We start from the raw sequence: 18083 nt of genomic DNA, 5'->3' as shown, positions 1-18083 counted from the left end.
TTAATACGGCCTGTCTCAATAGTTATCATCCGGGCAATTATCACGAGCGAAATAATTGCACAGGTTGTCTGATATCGCAGTTGATTTCGTAATATTCTGTATGTTCTGTGACATACGGAATTACAGCGTGCGCGGCGACACTGAGGTATTAGTAACGTGTGTCACGTTTCTTATCCAGCATTTTTCCCGTCAGGGCACTTGCGCTGCCCGACGTCTCCCCTTTCACTGGCAGGCCGGCATTGCACGGCACCGGCAACGGTGCGGGCCACGAAGGGAACCTCTAATCCATGTCCACACTACGCCGGCTGATCCTCTGCACCGCTCTCCTGACTGCCTTCATCCTGCTTGGCGCACAGGCGCTGGGGATGCTGGCCGCCCACCGTTATCTCAACACCCAGTTGGCCCAGCAGGGCCAGGCCGGCGCCAGCGCGCTGGCCTGGGCGCTGTCGCACGACCCGGTAGGCGTGCAGGACAAGCGTCAGTTGGCCGACGAGCTGTTCGGGGCCGGGATGTATGCGCTGGTGCGCATTTCCGGTGAGAACGGGGACACGGAGGCCGAACGCCGCGAACCCGCGCAGAAAGGGCAAGCGGGGGCTGCGCGCGACTGGCGCGACACCTGGCTATCCATGGACGCCCCCGCGGCCACCCGCCCCTATCTGGGGCCGGATGGCCGGCGCCTGGGCACGGTCACGGTGCAGGCGGACGCGCGGCCGGCGCGCGACACCCTGTGGCAAGGCGGCGTCCGTGTCATCGGCCTGAGCCTGGCCGCTGGCGTGTTCTGGACACTGTTCGCCGCCAACCTGATGCGCTGGCTCGAGGCGAAGACCGGGCGGCACGGCCTGGGCCGCGCCGGCCCGCTGGCGCGGGGCGAAGCGGATAACCCGCAACCGCGCGGGCCCGCCGGCATCGACGAGGCGCTGCTCGATGCCCAGCGCAAGGCCGCCGCCACGGTGCAGGAACAGAACGCCCGCATCGAATCGCTCGAAAGCGAAATCCAGCGCGACGCCGTCACCCGGTTGCCAAACCGCAAGTATTTCATCGACCACTTCCGCCAGGCGCTGACCGGCCAGGCGGCCGATACCGGCGGCCACATCCTGATGTTCCGGCAACGCGATCTGGCGCAGATCAACCGGCACCTGTCGCGCGCCTTCACAGACCAGTGGCTGCGTTCGTCCGCCGACCGGCTGCGCAGGCTGGTGGACGCCAACGGCGGCGGCGCCATGACGCTGGCGCGGATCGGCGGTTCCGACTTCGCCCTGTTGATGCCGCGCACGTCCGCCCCCCAGGCCGGCCTGCTGGCCGAACGGGTCCGGCATGAACTGCGCTCCTTGCGCGTGCCCATGGACAAGCACGGCTGGTGCCGCTGGGCGCTGGCGATGGCGGCCTTTACGCCCGACGACAACGTCAGCGACACGCTGGCCAGGCTCGATCACGCCCTGATGTGCGCCGAGAGCGCCGACGATGACCAGATCGCCCCCGCCAGCCAGGCGCCCGACAGTACCCGCATCGGCGAATACAGTTGGCACGATGCGCTCTCCACGGCCCTGGAACAGCACCGCTTCTCGTTGACGGTGCAGGCGCTGACGGACGTGCGCGGGGATGTGCTGCATTACGAAGCGAGCCTGACGCTGCACGATAGCCGCGGCGCCGATCCGGTGCCGGCCGCGATCTTCATGCCGCCCGCGGTGCGCCTGGGCCTATCGGCCGAATGCGACATCCAGGCCGTGCGCCTAGGCCTGGACTGGCTCTACACCCACGACGCCGCGCTGACGGTGCACGTATCGCGCGCCTCGCTGGCGCAGGCCGCATTCCTGTCGCGGCTGGAACGCATGCTGGCGGACCGGCCGGCCCTGTCCCCGCGGCTGATCGTCGAAACGGACGCGGGCGCGCTGGTGGAATTGGGCGACGAAATGCGCCAACTGTGCCGCATCGTCACCGCGGCCGGCGGCCGTGTCGGCCTGTCGCGCCTGTCACGGCAATTCGGCGCGATGGAACACCTGCACGAATACCCCCTCTCGTACGTCAAGCTGTGTGGCGGCTTCATTACCGGCATTCTGCACAGCCCGGGCAGCCAGCACCTGGCCGCGACCGTCGTGGCGACCGCCGCCTCGCTCGGCATGTCGGTGTACGCTGAGGACGTTCCCGACGACGCCACCCGCGCCACGCTTGAGAAAATCGGTGTCCACGCGATTCGCGGCGCTGTCGTAAACTTCGCCCGCGCGAACGACCACGCGCCTGACCAACAATGGGTTCCTAGTTGACGGAAGGATTGTTTCTTCGCACCCTTTGGCGCTCGCGCCAATGCCGCGCTGACCGCGCGGCCGCCCAGCGCGCAGCGCGCTCCGCGTGGCCCGTATGGCCGGCAGGCCTGCTCTTGTGGCCCGGCGCGGCACTGGCCGACGCGCCCGGCCACGCATCTGCCGATTTGCTGATCGGCCTTACCGCCGGCATCGCGCTGGCCTGCGCCGTAGCCAGCGCCATCGCCTGGCTCTACACCCGCGCCGCGATCTACGGCGCCGGCCTGGCCTTCGCGCTGGTCGAGGGCATCCTGCGCACCCAACCGACACTGTTCCCGGCGGGCGCGCTGCAGGCGGGCTCGTACGCGGCGTTGCTGGCCATGTCCGTTTCTCTCATCGCTGCGGGCCAGCCGGGCGCCGCGCGCCTGGTCACCGCCTGCCGCTGGACTTGCATCGGGCTGACCGGACTGGCGGCGCTGGCGCTGATCTTCGTCTATGACTCCGATGACGGCATGATGCCCACCCTGATCGCCGGCGCCGGAGCCGCCGCCAGCGTGGTGCTGGCGGCCTGGTTTCTGGCCGTCGCCGCCCGCCCCTGTCCGCGCCGCGCCGCGACGCTGGCGCTGGGCGCGGTACATCTGTCATCGGCCTGGATCCTGGCCCACGACGCCTGGTCCGGGTCCACGGACGGCGGGCCGGTGATGCCGCTGGCGCGGCTGCTCCTGGCGCTGGCCGCCTTGCTGCTGGCGGGACTGGAACGGCGGACGCAGGCGGATCCCGCCCGCCAGCAAACGGACGATGCCCAGCAGTTGGTCCAGGGCGAATTGCGGCTGGTGGAAATGACGGGCGCGCTGGATGCCCAACGGCAGATGAACGCCCTGATCTCCCACGAACTGCGCGCCCCGCTAGCCACCATCAGCGCGGCGGCGCAGTCCCTGGACATGATCCTGTCGGGCAGCGGTGAAGCCGTCGACAACCGGCTGGCGCGGATCCACCGCTCGGTGACCCGCATGACGGAACTGATGGAACAATTGCTGAACCAGGACCGGCTCGGCGAACAGGCCTGGACTCCGCGCGGCGAGCAGACCGACATGTCCGAGCTGGCGGGCGACGTCGTCGCGGCCATGCAACCCGATACCGCCCACGCGCTGCGGCTGCAGGCCGGCGGCGCGCCGCTGCCCGTCTATTGCGACCGCGCGCTGACGAGCGTGGTGGTGCGCAACCTCATCCACAACGCCATCAAGTACTCGCCCGCCAGTGAGCCGATCCGGATCGAGACGGGCGAAACCGAGGCGCAGGGCGTGCCGATGGCCTGGGTGGCCGTGACCGATCGCGGCCCCGGCATTGGCGTGGAGGAACAGGCCCGCATCTTCGAGCCGCGCTTTCGCCGCGCGGCCCATCGCGAAACCCAGGGCATGGGCATCGGCCTGTATCTGGCGCGACGCATCTGCCAGAGCCAGGGCGGCTCGCTGGTCATGCACAGCGAAGTGGGCGTGGGGACGCGTTTCGTCATCACCCTGCCCGCCCGGCCTCCCGAGCCCGATGCGCAGGCTCAGGCCGCGAACACGTAACCCTGGCCGCGCACCGACAGCACCGGCAGCTTCAGCCCGGCGCTCTGCGCCTTGGCGCGCAGCCGGCTCACCAGCACGTCGATACGCCGCAGCTCGAACCCGCCCGGGCTGTCCGGCAGGAACAGCTCGGCCAGGGCCTGTCGGCTGACCGCCGAACCGGCCGCATCCATCAACGCCATGAGAAAGGTCCGTTCCTGGGCGCTCAGGTGCAGCGATGCGCCGTCCGGCGCCACCAGGATCCAGCCGCCATCCTGCAGCGACCAGGAGGTGTCGGCAGCCGCCGCGCGGGTCTCGGCGTCGGCCGGGCGCGGCGCCTTGGCCAGGCGCATGCGGCGCGCCAGGCTGCGGATGACGGAACTGAGCTCCAGCAGGTCGACGGGCTTGGTCATGTAGACATCGGCGCCGCCTTCCAGGCCGCGCACCCGATCCTCGAGCGCGCTGCGGCCCGTCAGCATGACGATCCCCACCGGACTCAACGCGCGCAGGCGCGTCGCGACGGAAAAACCGTCCTCTCCAGGAAGATGGGCGTCAAGTATGACGATATCGCAGGGTTGCTCCTGCAAGCGACGGTAGAACGCCGCGGCATTGTCACAGGCGAACGCCACACGGAAACCGTACCCGCCCAGGCCCAACGCCAACTCCTCCCGGAAGTCCGCATCATCCTCAAGCAGGCCGATACACAGCAAACCATCTGCGCCAGGCATATTCAGAGTGCTTTTATATTGAAAATTGTCGACAAATGCCCCAGTGACAGGCATGCCATCCTGAGTGTCCCGCAGGCGACAATCTTACGACTTTTACAATGGAAACGAATGTTTGCAGAGAAAAAAACCGCGATTTTTCGTCTCAATGCGCCAATTTTCTGCGTTTTACGCCCTCAAAATGGCCGCTTTGTCATCAATACGCGCGCGCAGCGAACATCAGGATGAACAGCTGACCTCGATGCCGTTGGCCCAGTCCGGCGGCAGGCTGGCGTACTTTTCGTAGCCAGCGCGGGCCGTGAACGGCTCGCGCAGCAACGTCATCAGCGTCTCGATTTCGCCCGCGTCGCCCGTCTTGGCGGCGCGGATCGCCTCCTCGGCCAGGTGATTGCGCAATACATATAGGGGGTTGACCCGATTCATGGCCTCGGCCACCTCGGTCGCCGGACGTCCGTCCTGCGCGTGGCGCGCCAGCAGGCGATCGAGCCAGCCCGCGGCCGCCTCGCGGTCGATGAACAGATCCTGGAATGGCGCGCGGTTGCCAGACACAGCATCCGCCAGCCGCCGCCAGGCCAGCGTGAAATCGGCCTGGTTGGCGTCCATCAGCTTGAGCAGGTCGTCCAGCAGCGGCTCATCCGCCGGGCGCCAGGCCGCCAGGCCCATCTTGGCGCCCATGCGGTCATGAAACGCGCGCGTGAACACGCCCTCGAATTCGTCCAGCACCGCGCGCAGGGCGTCGACATCCTGCACCAGCGTATGCAGGCTGCCGCCCAGCCGGTAGAGATTCCACAGCGCCACGGACGGCTGGCGGTTCCAGGAATAGCGGCCCTCGGAATCGGAATGGTTGCAGACATGGCCAAGCCGGAAGCCGTCCATGAAACCGTAAGGGCCGTAATCCAGGGTCAGCCCCAGGATGGACATGTTGTCGGTGTTCATGACGCCATGGCAGAACCCCACGGCCTGCCAGTCCGCCATCAGCAGCGCGGTGCGGCGGGTGACCTCGCGCAGCAGGCGCACGTAGGGCGCGGTGTCGCTTGGCGCCTCGCCGGCGGGCACGGCACGGCATTCGGGGTAGTAGCGGTCGATGACATAGTCGGCCAGCGTCTTGAGCAGGTCCGGCTGACGGCGCGAAGACCAGTGCTCGAACGAGCCGAATCGCACGAAGCTGGGCGACATGCGCGTCACGATGGCCGCCGTTTCCACGGTTTCGCGCCAAACCGGGTCGTCCGAGGCCACCAGCGCCAGTGCGCGGGTGGTCGGAATGCCCAGGCCGTGCATCGCTTCGCTGGCGAGGTATTCGCGCACCGACGAGCGCAGCACCGCGCGGCCATCGCCCATCCGCGAATACGGCGTCTTGCCGGCGCCCTTGAGCTGCAATTCCCAAGCCCCCGCCGGCCCCCGCACCTCGCCCAGCAGGTGGGCGCGGCCATCGCCCAACTGTCCGGCCCACACGCCGAACTGGTGGCCGCTGTAGACCGCCGCCAGGGTGTCGCCGCCTGGCAGCGGCTGCGCCCCGGAAAACACCCGCAGGAATTCCGGCGTCCGCAGCGCGGCCGGGTCCAGCCCGATCAACGCGGCGGCCTCGGCATTGGCATGCAGCAGCCGCGGATTGTTCAGCGGTTGCGGTTCCAGCCGCGTATAGAACGCGGCCGGCAGCGCCGCGAACGAGTTGACGGCTTGCAGTTCGGACAGGGAATGGGCGCTCATGCGCGTTGGCTCCTGGCGGCCCGCTTGGCCGGCCGCACGTAGAAAATGGCGCTGACGAAGAACAGCGTCGACAGCAGGATCTCGCCCCACGCCATCAATACCGACAGCGGCGCCGGATCCGACATGGCGCGCACCACGCCCTCCATCAGGTAGAGCAGCGACAGCATCGAAGCCCACTGATACGTATAGAGGTTGCCGCGCACGACGCCGCGCAGCGGCAGCACCAGCGGCAAGGCCTTGAGCAGCATCCAGGAACCGCCCGGGCGCAGCGGCGCCACCAGCGTTTCCCAGGTGACGCACAGCACGATCAGGGCGAACAGCGACACCGAGGCCGCCAGGCGCAAGCGGGGGTTGAGTTCAGGGTTCATGCTGCTATTATCGCCTGATGAACCGCCCCGCCGAGCCTGCCGCCGCCTCGCCGGCGGCCCCCGAGTCCCCGCCCCCGCGCGCATCGTGGGCGGCGCGGGTCGGGCGTGCCTTTGTCTTCACCGCGCAGCGCGCCGACGAGGAAAAGCTGCTGCAGGTCGCCTCCAGCCTCACCTTCACCACGGTGCTGGCGATCGTGCCGATGCTGGCCGTGGTGCTGTCGCTGTTCACGGCCTTCCCGGTGTTCCAGGAGTTCCGGGTAGCGCTCGAGGACTTCCTCGCCAACAGCCTGATGCCGCCGTCCGTCTCGGACAACATCATGGAGTACCTGAACCAGTTCGCCCGCCAGGCCTCGCGCCTGACCGCGATTGGCGGCGCGTTCCTGCTGGTGACCTCGCTGCTGCTGATCATGACGATCGACACGGCTTTCAACGACATCTGGCATGTCACCCGGCAGCGCCCGCTGCCGCAGCGGGCGCTGGTCTACTGGGCCGTCATCACGCTGGGACCGGTGGTGGCCGGCGCCAGCCTCTGGGCCACCTCGTTCGTGGCGCGCGAATCGCTGGGACTGGTGCGCGACGTGCCGGAAATCGTCAGCGTGGCCATCTCGTTCATTCCGCTGGTGCTGACGGCCCTGGGCTTCGCCGCCCTGTTCATGGTGGTGCCGAACCGCCAGGTGCTGTGGCGCGACGCCCTCATTGGCGGCTGCGTCACGGCGATCGCGCTGGAAGTCATGAAGTCGGCCTTCGCCTACTACCTGACGCGGTTTCCCACCTATACCGTCATCTACGGCGCGTTCGCCACGCTGCCGATCTTCCTGTTGTGGATCTATCTGTCCTGGCTGGCGGTGCTGCTGGGCGCCACCCTGGCGGCCAGCGCGCCGCTGATCCGCCTGGGACGCTGGGAATTCAACCGTTATGCCGGCGCCCCCTTCGTCGATGCGCTGGACGTGCTGCGCGTGTTGCGCCGCGCCCAGTCCCGCACGCCCCCCGGCCTGCCGGCCGGCCAACTGGCCTCGAAACTGAAACTGCACCAGGACGAACTGAACGATGTCCTGGAGACGCTGTGTGACATGAACCTGGTTACACGCACCCCGGACGATCTCTGGGTGCTGACCTGCGACGCCCGCGAGACCTCGCTGGCGCCGGTGGTGGACCGTTTCCTGCTCGATCGCGGCCAGCCGCGGGTGCGCGACGATGGTGAAATCCTGCGGGTCGCGGCAGCCGTGATTTCCCGGGAAAATGCGCCCGTGCTGGAAGAAGTCTGCGGAGAAGCGCAAAATACCGGAAATGGCGTCGCCCCGGTATTGCAGCTGGAAGCGAACAAGAAATAGCAATCAGGGCACCACCGCCCAGGAGAAACCGATGTTGAAGGTCAGCGAGATTCTGCGCGTCAAGGGAGACACGCTTTACACGGCATCGCCGGACATGCCCGTGTCCCAGGCCGTGCAAACCATGAGCGAGCAGGATATCGGCTCGCTCGTCATCATGGAATTCGGCACGCTGGTCGGCATGCTGACGTTCCGCGAGATCATCCGCCACATGCACGCGCATGGCGGCGCGGGCGAAACCACCATCCGTTCCATCATGGACGACGCGCCGGTCAGCGTATCGCCCAACACCAGCGCCGACGAAGTGCAGCGCCTGATGCTCGAAAAGCACGCGCGCTACATCCCGGTCATGGACGGCCCCACGCTGATGGGCGTGATTTCGTTCTACGACATGGCCCAGGCCATCGTGGCGGCCCAGCAGTTCGAAAACAACATGCTCAAGGCCTACATCCGCGACTGGCCCGCCGAAAGCGCGGAGTCGACCCAGTCCTGAGCCACCGGCGGGCGGCGTCATCGCCGGCCCGCGGCGATCGTCCAATGGACAACGCCCAGGCGACCTCGCGGCCGCCTGGGCGTTGTTGCATTCAGGAGGGAGGCGCGTTCAGACGCCCGCCGGCGCCGCCGCCAGCGCGGCGCCGCGTTCCGGCGGCGCATGCCGCTGGCTGCGCCAGGCGTCGTAGATCAGCGCGGGATCGTTCGCGGCCAGCAGCGCTGGATCCGACAACATGCGGCGCCAGCGCCGCGCGCCCGACTGGCCATTCACCAGTCCCAGCATGGGCCGCGTCATGACCCGTAGCGGCACGCCCCGCGCCACCTGGCGCGCGGCGTATTCCATCATCGCGTCGACCACCTGGGCATCGCTGGGCAGGCGCACCGACGGCCACAACTGCAGGGATACTTCGGACAACACCCGGGGCGTGTGCCAGGCAGCGCGGCCCAGCATCACGCCGTCGAAATCGGCGGCCGCGCGCACCGACTGCGCCGCATCGGCCAGCCCGCCGTTCAGCACGAACACGCAGTCCGGGAAGTCCCGCTTGAGCTGGCTCACCACGTCGTAGCGCAGCGGCGGAATCTCGCGATTGTCCTTGGGCGAGAGCCCCTTGAGCACGGCATTGCGCGCATGAGCGATGAACACCCGGCAGCCGGTGTCGTAGATCTTGCCGACGAAATCGCGCACGAAGGCGTACGACTCGTCATAGTCCAGCCCCAGGCGGTGCTTGACCGTCACCGGAATGTCGACCGCATCCTGCATCGCCTTGATGCAGTCGGCGACCAGGGCGGGCTCGGCCATCAGGCAGGCGCCGAAAGCGCCTTTCTGAACCCGTTCCGAAGGACAGCCGCAGTTCAGGTTGATTTCATCGTAGCCCCATTGCCGCCCCAACTTGGCCGACTGCGCCAGGGCGTCAGGCTCGCTGCCGCCCAGTTGCAACGCGACCGGATGCTCGGCCTCGTCGAAGTCCAGGTGACGCGCGACGTTGCCATACAGCAAGGCGCCGGTGGTGATCATTTCGGTGTACAGACGCGCGCGCGGCGCCAGCAGCCGGTGGAAATAGCGGCAATGCCGGTCGGTCACATCGATCATCGGGGCGACGCAAAGCCGCCAGTCGGGGGAGTCCAAGAATCACTCGTCAAAACAAGGGGATGCGGTATTTTACGGTGCTTGGCGGGATTCTGCCCGGCAAGCTGGCCGACGATAGCGCCGCCCCCGCGGGCCATGTGGTCTAAAATTGCGCCGCCGCCGCGCGCAAGCGAGCGCCCGCGCCCGTGGCACACGTCCGCCAACTCCCCTCTTCTCGTAGATCAATGGCCGTATTCACCCCCGTATCCGATGACGACGCACGCGCCCTGCTGGGGCATTTCGACCTGGGTGAGTTCGTCTCGCTGCGGGGGATCACGGCGGGTATCGAGAACACCAATTACTTCCTGTACACCAGCCGTGGCGAGTACGTGCTGACGCTGTTCGAAGTGCTGACGCACGCCCAGTTGCCGTTCTATATCGAACTGATGTACCACCTGGCCAGCCGCGGCATTCCGGTGCCGCAGCCGCAGACGCTGCGCAACGGCACCCGCCTGACCACGCTGCACGGCAAGCCCTGCACGATCGTCACACGCCTGCCCGGCGGCTACGAACCCGCCCCGGGCGTCGCCCATTGCGCCCTGGCCGGGGCCACCCTGGCCCGTGCCCACCTGGCGGCGCGGGACTTCCCGATCCAGCAGCCCAACCTGCGCGGCCTGTCCTGGTGGACCGAGACGGCACCCAAGGTTCTGCCATTCCTCGAAGCCGGCCAGGCGCAGTTGCTGCAGTCCGAGCTGGCCGCGCAACAGGCCGCGGCCGCCAGTCCCGCGTGGCAGGCACTGCCCGCCGGTCCCGCGCACTGCGACCTATTCCGCGACAACGTGCTGTTTGCCGGCACCTTCGAGGATCCGCTCATGGGCGGCATCATCGACTTCTACTTCGCCGGCTGCGACACCTGGCTATTCGACGTCGCGGTCGGGGTGAACGACTGGTGCATCGAACGCGACACGGGTGAATTTATCCCCGAACTGGTCGAATCCTGGCTCGATGCCTATGCCAGCGTGCGCCCGTTCACGGACGCCGAGCGCCAGGCATGGCCGCTGATGCTGCGTGGCGCCGCCCTGCGCTTCTGGCTGTCGCGCCTGTACGACTTTTTCCTGCCGCGCCCGGCCCAGACGCTCAAGCCGCACGACCCCCGCCATTTCGAAAGAGTGTTGCAAGCGCGCCACCGCCCCGGCCTGCCGGTATTGCCGTAATCGTTATGCCCCCCATAATTGGGGGTAGCACGTCCCTTATTGAGAGATCACTTCCCAAGAGAGCCATGCAAGCAGCATTCCTACCCGCGTCTTCCGGCTGGCAATGGGTTCGAGACGGCTTCCGTCTGTTCCGCAAGCAACCCCTGGCCATGTACACCTGGGCGCTGGTCAACAGTCTCCTGGTCATTTTTGCCTTCGCGGCGCAGATCGTCGGTCCGATCCTGTTCATTGCCCTCATGCCGTCGGTCACGCTGATGAGCCTGGCGGCCTGCAAACACGTCGAGGCAGACCGCGTCATGCTGCCCTCGATGTGGGCCAAGCCGCTCAAGCAGCCGGGAGTGTTCCGCAAGCTGTTCCTGATGGGCCTGCTGTACGCGGCCGTCAGCCTGGCGGCCGGGCTCGCCACCTTCCTGCCGTTCTCGGCCGCCTTTTCGGAAGGCATGCGCATCGCGTCCATCGAAAACAGCATGGAACCCGTCCTGATGGCCTTGCGCGCCCCGCTCATCATTTTCACGATTCTCTACATCGTGATCGCGGCGCTTTTCTGGTATGCGCCGGTACTGGTCGCCTGGCACGGCTTGCGACTGACGCAGGCGCTGTTCTTTTCCGGCATCGCCTGCTGGCGCAACAAGTGGGCCTTCCTGGTTTATGCCGCCACCTGGGTCCTGATCGCCCTGTTCCTGGACCTGTGCTCCGGGCTGCTGGTCGCCCTCGGCCTGTCGCCACAATTGGCCAGCACGCTGCAGATTCCGTTCACGATCGCCGCGGCAGGCGTGTTCTATTGCAGCTTCTACCCGTCGTATACCTCCGTGTTCGGCATCAACAGTCCCAGCCCGAATCTCGACAACGGCCACGGCGCCCAGGCATAACGCCACCCGGCAGGGCGCCAGCGCCCTGCACACCTTCACCACCCGCCGATCGCGCGCCACGAACACCACGTCGATGGGATGGCGCATGCCAAAGGTATGCACCGCCCGGCAAGGCGCCAGCAACAGGCCTGAACGCGGCCCCGGGGGCCGGCGCCCCAGCAATCCGCGCATCCGGCCTGGCCAGCTCCCGACCCGCAGCAGCCGCAACCGTGCCCGGGGCCACGGCAGGCGGGCGCTCACCAGGTCCCCTGCAGCAATCGCGCGGCGATGGGAAACGCCAGCACGATGAACGTGCACGGAAAGATGCAGCCTATCAACGGCAAAAGCATCTTCACCGGCGCCTGCAGCGCCAGTTGCTCGGCGCGCCACTGGCGCTCGCTGCGGCATTGCCTGCTCTGCGCCCGCAATACCGGCCCCAGGCTGATACCGAGTGCATCCGCCTGGGCCAGGGCCGCGGTCCACTGGCGTACCAGCGGAATGCCGCAGCGATCCGCCATGGCCTGCAGCGCGGCGGCCCGGGACACGCCGGCGCGCATGTCCGCCAGCGCCTCGCCCAGGACGTCGCGCAACGGGCCGCGGGGACCGTTCGTGGCGGCCATTTGCAAGGCGCCATGCATGCTCAGGCCGGCCTCGACGCACAAGACCATCAGTTCGAGGACGAACGGCAAACCCTGTTCGATCCGGCGCTGGCGTTCCCGTATCCGGCCTCGGAGCCATATTGCCGGCTGCACGCCCGCCATGAGCGCGCCAGCGACGGCCCCCGCGATGTAGTAGCCAATGGCCAATGCATCCCTCGGCGGCGCTCCGGCCAACATGCCACTGCCTCGCAACGCCAACATCGCCAGGCCCGCGAACGCGGTCCCCGCCATTGCGGCCGCCAGACTCAGCGCCATGATGTGCTCGCCGTGCACGGTCGCAGGCAGCCCCGCCCGGGCGGCCATCGCGGCCAGGCGTGTCCGCCAGGTTCGCGGACAAAACCGCCCCACCGCTGGCGCCGTCCACGCGAGCCCGGGCCAGGCCAGACGCCACCACTCCGGCAAATTGGCGACGGCCGGCATGCCGCGTCCGCTGGAGCGCAAAACCCGCCACGCGCATAGCGCCCCGCCCAGCGCCAGGGCAACCATGTCCAGATATCGCCACATCACTACCCTCTCTTAAAAATCGATCCGAACGATCCGCCGGATCAGCAGGACGCCCGCGGCTTCCAGCGTCGCCAGCAGGGCGAGCACCATCCAGCCTTGCCTCGTATGCCAGAGCAACGCCATGCTGTCCGGCTCCAAGCGGTCCAGCACCGCGAGCAGCAACACCGGCAAACCGCCGACGATCCAGGCCTGCATGCGGCCCTGCGAAGTCAGGGCCCGCACTTTCGCTTGCCACTGCAATCCCGCCCGCACCGCCTGCGCGATACCGTCGAGCGCCTCGGCCAGGTCGCCGCCGGATTGCGCGGCGACACGCATTGCCACCACCACGAGTGTGGTCGAATCAGCCGCCATCCGCGTGTTCAGATGCGCCAGCGCCTCGTCCCAAGGCACGCCCAGCCGCTGCTCGCGCAGCACCAGCGCAAACTCCTGCGCCAGCGGCGCATCGCCTTGAGCCACCACCTGCCGCAACGCGGGCGTCAAGGCGATGCCGGCGCGCAGGGCCGAGGCCAGCATCAGCAAGGCCATCGGCAGTTGCTGTTCGAAGCGCCGGATACGCCGTCGTCGCCAGGCGTCCATCAACACGCGCGGCGCCCGCAGGACCAAAGCTGCCGCCAATAACGTGCCGCCGGCGCTGGAGGTGACCATGAAGGCCACCGCCGCCACGAGGACCGACAGTGCCATCGCGCCCGTCCATAGCCATGCCGGGTCGACAAACAGGAACAACTCGCCGAGGCGCCCTTGCGCCTCGTGCGTGTAATGCTCGCGCCAGCGCCGCAATACCGGTGCGAGCCAGCACTGCAAGCTCCAGGCCAATGCCGTGCCGCACACCGTCGCCGCCAGAGCGGCGAGCCAGATCACGACGAACGCGCCGCGCAAACGGCGTCCGCGGCCCCCCCGTCAACGGCGAACCAGGAAACATCCAGGCCGTGGCCCGCCTCCTGCCATGCCTGCGCGAAGCTGGGCACGACCCCGCATCCGGCGAACCCGCCATGACGCTCATGCCGGAACAGTTCCTGCAACTGGATGCGCCCGCTCTCCATACCGGTGACTTCGGCGACGGACACCACCACGCGCCGCCCGTCGGACAATCGCGCCTGCTGCACGATGATGTCGATGCTGGCCGCGATGTGCTCACGCACGACGGCCAGTGGCAGATCCAGCCCTGCCATCAGCACCATCGACTCCAGGCGAGCCAGCGCATCCCTGGTGGAATTGGCGTGCAAAGTGGTCAAGGAGCCTTCGTGCCCGCTATTCATGGCCGTCAACATGTCGAAGGCCTCGGCGCCGCGGCACTCCCCGACCACGATCCTGTCCGGCCGCATGCGCAGCGCATTGCGCACCAGTTCGCGGATATCTATGCGCCCGCGCCCCTCCTGATTGGATGGCCTGGCCTCGAGCGACACCAGATGTTCATGGCTCAACCGTAGTTCCGCCGCGTCCTCGATGGTGACGATGCGCTCGCCTTCCGGGATTTCGTTGGACAGAACGTTCAGCAGCGTCGTCTTGCCCGCTCCCGTTCCGCCTGAGACCAGCAGGTTCTTGCGCAGGCGTACGCATCCGGTAAGGAATTGCGCCATGGCCTCGCTGAGCGTGCCAGCCGCCAACAGGTCCGCCATCTCCGGCCGGCGCTTCGGGAATTTGCGGATGGTCAGGCTCGCGCCTTTCAATGCAACCGGGGGAATGATGGCGTGCACCCGGGATCCGTCGGGCAACCGCGCGTCCACCATGGGCGAGCTTTCGTCGATGCGGCGCCCCAACGGAGTAACGATGCGCTCGATGACCCGGCGCACCGACTGTTCGCTGGTGAAGGCTGCGGCATGGCGCCACAGCCGGCCATCGCGCTCGACGTAGATTTCGTCATGACGATTGACCATGATCTCGGTGACATCCGGCGCCGCCAACAATGGTTCCAACGGCCCCAGCCCGACCGCTTCGTCCAGTACCTCGCGGCACAGGGCCTCCCGGTCGATGGCCAGCGGCAATCCGGCATCCTCGGCCACGATCAACGTCAACAGGCGCGTGGCTTCGGCGCGCAGCGAGGCGTCGCTCATACCCGCCACATCGCGCCGGCGAAGGTCCAGCGCGCCCAGCAGCGCGGCGTGCAGCCGGCGGCGCCATTGCAGGGAGGGCGACGACGGGACAAGCAGGCGTATCGCTGCTGCCTCCCGCACGGGGGGTGACGGCGGAGGTGACGCCGCAGGCACTGCCGCGCTGCGCTCGTCGTCGTGCGTGACGGGCGCCACCTTCAAGCGGCAGGGACCGATCAGGATCTCGTCGCCCGCCCCCACAGGCACATGGCTCGCCACGCGCAGGCCGTTGACGAAGGTGCCGCCAAGCGCACCGAGATCCTCGAGCACGACCACCGACGCTTCGCGCCGCAGCCGCGCATGCTGGCGGCCTACGCGCCAATTGGCAATGCGCAGGTCGCAGTGGACGCCGCGGCCGATCAGCACGGGCGCCGCAGCCACGATTCGTCGCGTGGCCGCGTCATCAACAGTCATCTGGATTTCAAGCATGGTGCTACTCCTGGTTGGCCGGCGCGGGCTTCGGCTCGTCATCGTCCCACTGCGACCCCGCCCCGGCGCGGGTGTTCCAGCCCGCGGTCGCGCGCGACGCGGTTCCCAACCGTGACGGTTGCGGAAATGCGGCGTCAACCAGCGCGTGCGCACGCCGCACCCGATCCGCCATGGCGGGCTCGTCGCGCGACACGATCCGCGGGGTTACAAAAATCGCCAGCTCGGTCTCGCGCAGTTGATAACGCCGCGACGAGAACAGCGCGCCCAGAATCGGGATGTCTCTCAAGCCGGGAATGCCACTGGCATCGTCAGCGCGCTCGCGCGACAGGAAGCCGCCGATGACCAGCGTGTCGCCGGAGCGCACGTTGAATTCGGTGGAAGCCCGGCGTGTCCGCAGCGCCGGCCCGCCCGCGGCGGTCAGCGCCATGTCGACGGAACTGGCCTCGACCTCGATCAGCGAGCGAATGACGCCATTGCGATCGATGCGCGGCGTGATCCGCAAAGATACGCCGTAGGGTTTGAACAGCGTCGTCGGATTGCCGCGCGAGTCGGTCGAGACATAAGGCACCTCGCCACCCGCCAGGAACGTTGCGCTGGCGCCGCTGCGAGCCAACAGTTGCGGCTGCGCCAGCATGACGGCCTCGCCGCTCTGGGCCAGCGCGGCAATACGGGCCGACAACAGCGCATTGACGCCGAAATAGCCTGCGGCGGATGACAGCGGCGCCGGCGCTTGGACCACCTGCTCGCCGGGCCGCGCCATGCGGCCAAGCGACCCGGCATCCCATGCCAGCGCGGCGTTCAGGCCACCCTGCGTCGTGCCGTCCCAGCGGACCCCGAGCTCGCGCAACCTCGACGAGGGGATCTCCACTACCTGCACGTCCAGCAGCACCATGCTGTCCCACCCCACCTGGCCCGTGAAATCGACGACCTCGGGATAGCGCTGCGCCAACGCGGCGATACGGTCACGGTCGTCATCGGACAGGTCATCCCCCTCGATCACGATGCGTCCGCCCACCACCGAACTGCGGGCCCTGGGAATGCGCGACAACAGGGATTCGATTTCCGCCCGCAACCGCGGAGCCCCCGCCGGCACCACTTCGACCGCGTAGGTCTTGACGCCGCCGTCGGCCCACACCTGGACCGACGACATACCTTCGGCGCGTGCGAAAACCACAACCTCGCGACCCGCGGTGGCGACGGCGCTGAGCACCTCGCCATTGCCGATGGCCACCTGGGTCACGCCGGGCGCCGCCAACACGCGGCTTTCCCCGACTTGCATGTCGAGCGCCTGCCCGGCGGACCATGCGGGAAATACGACTGTCCACAGGCACACTGCGGACAGCGCCGCGATCATTCCGACGTTCATGGAAATTCCGATTCAAGGTCCGTTGACGAGACGATCGCTGCATCCGCCCCTTCGCCCAGGCGATCGCCATACAGGATGACCACCCGCGGCGCCGGCCGGGACTTGCGACCGCCATCCAGCAGCGACATCAATTCAGATGGCGGCATGGCCTCGCTGGCCACGGCATCGGCCGCGTTCCGCAACACGGCGGTCAACGTGCCAGCCTGTCTGGCCATGAGGTAGCTGGCGATCTGATCCGCCGATGCCGCCAACGTGATCGGAGGGTTTGCATCGACCGCGGAGGCATCGGTCGCGGCCAGCACCCGCACGCCTCGCAACACGGGCACGACCGCGCCCGGGCCGCGGCGCGGCAGCGTCAGATATACATCGATGGCGTCTCCGGCCCGCAACGTCGCGGCCAGGCTTCCGAGATCGGCGGCCTGCGCCACGAAGGCGCGCTGGCCCGCCTCGAGCCGCGACGCCAACGATGGCTTGACCAGGGAATCCGCAGCGGCGAGGCAGCCATTGAGCACCAGTTCGCCGCCAGTGAGCGCTCCCGCCAGCCGCATGCCCAGCACGCTGTCGATGGCGCCAGGCTCGAGGCTGCTCGCCGGCGCCCACTGCCCCGGAATGTCACGCACAGCGAGATGCCGCTCCTCCAGCACCGTGCCGGCTGCCAGATCGTGCGCGGCGACCAGGCGACTGACCAGCGGAACACGTCCCGCTGCTTCCAGGTCTTCGACACGCTGGCGCACATGTTCACGCACTGCCCAGGCGGACAACAGGCCGGCCGCCAACGCCAGCGCGAAGATGGCTATCTGGCGCGCACCAGGCACGACTCGGCGGGTCATGGCGTCCACCGCCGTATCCACAAACCACTGCCGCCATCCAGCGGTGTCAACATCCATTGCAAGCGCTCGCCGCGCTGCTGCCATGATTGCCAGGCGACGGCCCAACCCCTATCGAGCTCCTGCCAACCCGCGCGCAGCAATCCCTGCCGCAACACCGGCGCCAGACGCGACGGCGCAAGAAAATGGCGCCATATCGACTCAACGACAGTCCCCCGCCCTTGCCGCACGGTGAAATCCAGCATCGGCTGCGCATCGGCCGGCAGCCAGTCGGGCACGTCAGTGACGACGGCCGCCACCGGAGTGATCGACGAAACGCTTCCGATGCTGCGACCGCCCTCAGGGCTGCCCAATTGCGCCACCCAAAAGGCGCCGCCGACCCAGCCGGACAGGATCGCCTGTCCCTGCCGTATCTGGAGATCGCTGAATGCGGGTTGCTGGCGCGACAAGACTTTGATCAATTCCGGCACATCGACGGGCGCATCGAATACCAATGCCTGCATCGGCGCGCCATTCAGCCACATGCGATCCGCCAGGGGTTCGACCCGAGAACCCGGAGGGAAGCGCAATCCGGCCAAAGATGCCGGGTTCGATGACGCGAGGCCGGCCTGCGTAGCGGCTCCGGCGAAGGCCACCGGCCACGCCAGCGCCACCCACATGATCAATATCGAGGCGCCCC

At 67.8% G+C, this 18083-nt stretch carries 17 protein-coding genes and 1 pseudogene; 7 read left to right on the top strand and 11 right to left on the bottom strand.

From position 1 onward, the window contains the following. The first annotated feature begins 287 nt into the window (after positions 1–287). A complete protein-coding gene (locus ACUDCK_RS09320) occupies positions 288–2261 on the top strand; it encodes a bifunctional diguanylate cyclase/phosphodiesterase (protein WP_244976915.1) in 1974 nt (657 codons plus the stop codon). Between the two features lie 164 nt (positions 2262–2425). Then, on the top strand, positions 2426–3808 hold the full coding sequence (locus tag ACUDCK_RS09315) for a sensor histidine kinase (RefSeq protein ID WP_244976914.1): 1383 nt from the start codon (positions 2426–2428) through the stop codon (positions 3806–3808). Here ACUDCK_RS09315 and ACUDCK_RS09310 read toward each other — a convergent pair. Next, positions 3790–4440: a response regulator transcription factor gene (locus tag ACUDCK_RS09310; RefSeq protein WP_231132862.1), complete on the bottom strand. Its 651-nt coding sequence runs from the start codon at positions 4438–4440 to the stop codon at positions 3790–3792. The two genes, ACUDCK_RS09315 and ACUDCK_RS09310, sit on opposite strands and share 19 nt — an antisense overlap. Here ACUDCK_RS09310 and ACUDCK_RS09305 point away from each other — a divergent pair. Then, entirely contained in the window at positions 4330–4737 is a 408-nt protein-coding gene (locus ACUDCK_RS09305; protein WP_240317403.1) for a hypothetical protein, read from the top strand. The two genes, ACUDCK_RS09310 and ACUDCK_RS09305, sit on opposite strands and share 111 nt — an antisense overlap. On the opposite strand, the gene ACUDCK_RS09300 is transcribed toward ACUDCK_RS09305, so the two are convergent. Together ACUDCK_RS09300 and ACUDCK_RS09295 are read right to left on the bottom strand one after the other, a co-directional pair. Next, positions 4729–6216 carry a protein adenylyltransferase SelO gene (locus tag ACUDCK_RS09300; protein WP_064523260.1) on the bottom strand — a complete coding sequence of 496 codons (1488 nt, stop codon included), beginning with the start codon at positions 6214–6216 and terminating at the stop codon, positions 4729–4731. The two genes, ACUDCK_RS09305 and ACUDCK_RS09300, sit on opposite strands and share 9 nt — an antisense overlap. Continuing rightward, positions 6213–6584 (bottom strand): DUF2069 domain-containing protein, encoded by a 372-nt coding sequence (locus ACUDCK_RS09295; protein WP_054503895.1) that lies wholly within the window; start codon positions 6582–6584, stop codon positions 6213–6215. The genes ACUDCK_RS09300 and ACUDCK_RS09295 overlap by 4 nt, the downstream gene beginning before the upstream one ends. Before the next feature lie 17 nt (positions 6585–6601). Between ACUDCK_RS09295 and ACUDCK_RS09290 the strand changes: the two genes are divergently transcribed. Then, positions 6602–7915 (top strand): YihY family inner membrane protein, encoded by a 1314-nt coding sequence (locus ACUDCK_RS09290; RefSeq protein WP_054503896.1) that lies wholly within the window; start codon positions 6602–6604, stop codon positions 7913–7915. Between the two features lie 31 nt (positions 7916–7946). Continuing rightward, positions 7947–8405 carry a CBS domain-containing protein gene (locus ACUDCK_RS09285; RefSeq protein WP_006387928.1) on the top strand — a complete coding sequence of 153 codons (459 nt, stop codon included), beginning with the start codon at positions 7947–7949 and terminating at the stop codon, positions 8403–8405. Positions 8406–8513: 108 nt separating this feature from the next. Here the strand turns inward: ACUDCK_RS09285 and dusA are convergent, their stop codons facing one another. Then, complete coding sequence (gene dusA, locus ACUDCK_RS09280) at positions 8514–9494, bottom strand: tRNA dihydrouridine(20/20a) synthase DusA (RefSeq protein ID WP_244976920.1); 981 nt, start codon at positions 9492–9494, stop codon at positions 8514–8516. Between the two features lie 221 nt (positions 9495–9715). Here dusA and ACUDCK_RS09275 point away from each other — a divergent pair, with 221 nt between their 5' ends. Further along, on the top strand, positions 9716–10684 hold the full coding sequence (locus ACUDCK_RS09275; protein ID WP_175167659.1) for a homoserine kinase: 969 nt from the start codon (positions 9716–9718) through the stop codon (positions 10682–10684). 65 nt (positions 10685–10749) lie between these two features. Continuing rightward, positions 10750–11553 (top strand): BPSS1780 family membrane protein, encoded by an 804-nt coding sequence (locus ACUDCK_RS09270; protein WP_064523254.1) that lies wholly within the window; start codon positions 10750–10752, stop codon positions 11551–11553. Between the two features lie 6 nt (positions 11554–11559). Here ACUDCK_RS09270 and ACUDCK_RS09265 read toward each other — a convergent pair. From ACUDCK_RS09265 to ACUDCK_RS09235, 7 genes and pseudogenes are all read right to left on the bottom strand, one after another. Next, positions 11560–11724: pseudogene (locus ACUDCK_RS09265) on the bottom strand (DUF192 domain-containing protein); the annotation flags it as partial. A gap of 65 nt (positions 11725–11789) precedes the next feature. Continuing rightward, positions 11790–12695 carry a type II secretion system F family protein gene (locus ACUDCK_RS09260; protein ID WP_175167658.1) on the bottom strand — a complete coding sequence of 302 codons (906 nt, stop codon included), beginning with the start codon at positions 12693–12695 and terminating at the stop codon, positions 11790–11792. Between the two features lie 12 nt (positions 12696–12707). Next, complete coding sequence (locus ACUDCK_RS09255) at positions 12708–13553, bottom strand: type II secretion system F family protein (protein WP_175167657.1); 846 nt, start codon at positions 13551–13553, stop codon at positions 12708–12710. Next, positions 13550–15211, bottom strand: a complete 1662-nt coding sequence (locus ACUDCK_RS09250) for an ATPase, T2SS/T4P/T4SS family (protein ID WP_175167656.1) — start codon at positions 15209–15211, stop codon at positions 13550–13552. The genes ACUDCK_RS09255 and ACUDCK_RS09250 overlap by 4 nt, the downstream gene beginning before the upstream one ends. A gap of 4 nt (positions 15212–15215) precedes the next feature. Continuing rightward, a complete protein-coding gene (locus ACUDCK_RS09245; RefSeq protein WP_054503902.1) occupies positions 15216–16577 on the bottom strand; it encodes a type II and III secretion system protein family protein in 1362 nt (453 codons plus the stop codon). Next, positions 16574–17464, bottom strand: a complete 891-nt coding sequence (cpaB, locus tag ACUDCK_RS09240) for a Flp pilus assembly protein CpaB (protein ID WP_244976913.1) — start codon at positions 17462–17464, stop codon at positions 16574–16576. Before cpaB ends, ACUDCK_RS09245 begins: the two co-directional genes overlap by 4 nt. Then, complete coding sequence (locus ACUDCK_RS09235; protein ID WP_244976912.1) at positions 17404–18063, bottom strand: hypothetical protein; 660 nt, start codon at positions 18061–18063, stop codon at positions 17404–17406. The genes cpaB and ACUDCK_RS09235 overlap by 61 nt, the downstream gene beginning before the upstream one ends. Positions 18064–18083 lie beyond the last annotated feature (20 nt).

This window comes from Achromobacter sp. CF-sbj1-Ac2-l (assembly GCF_052698165.1).
This window is presented reverse-complemented; position numbering and strand designations above follow the sequence as displayed.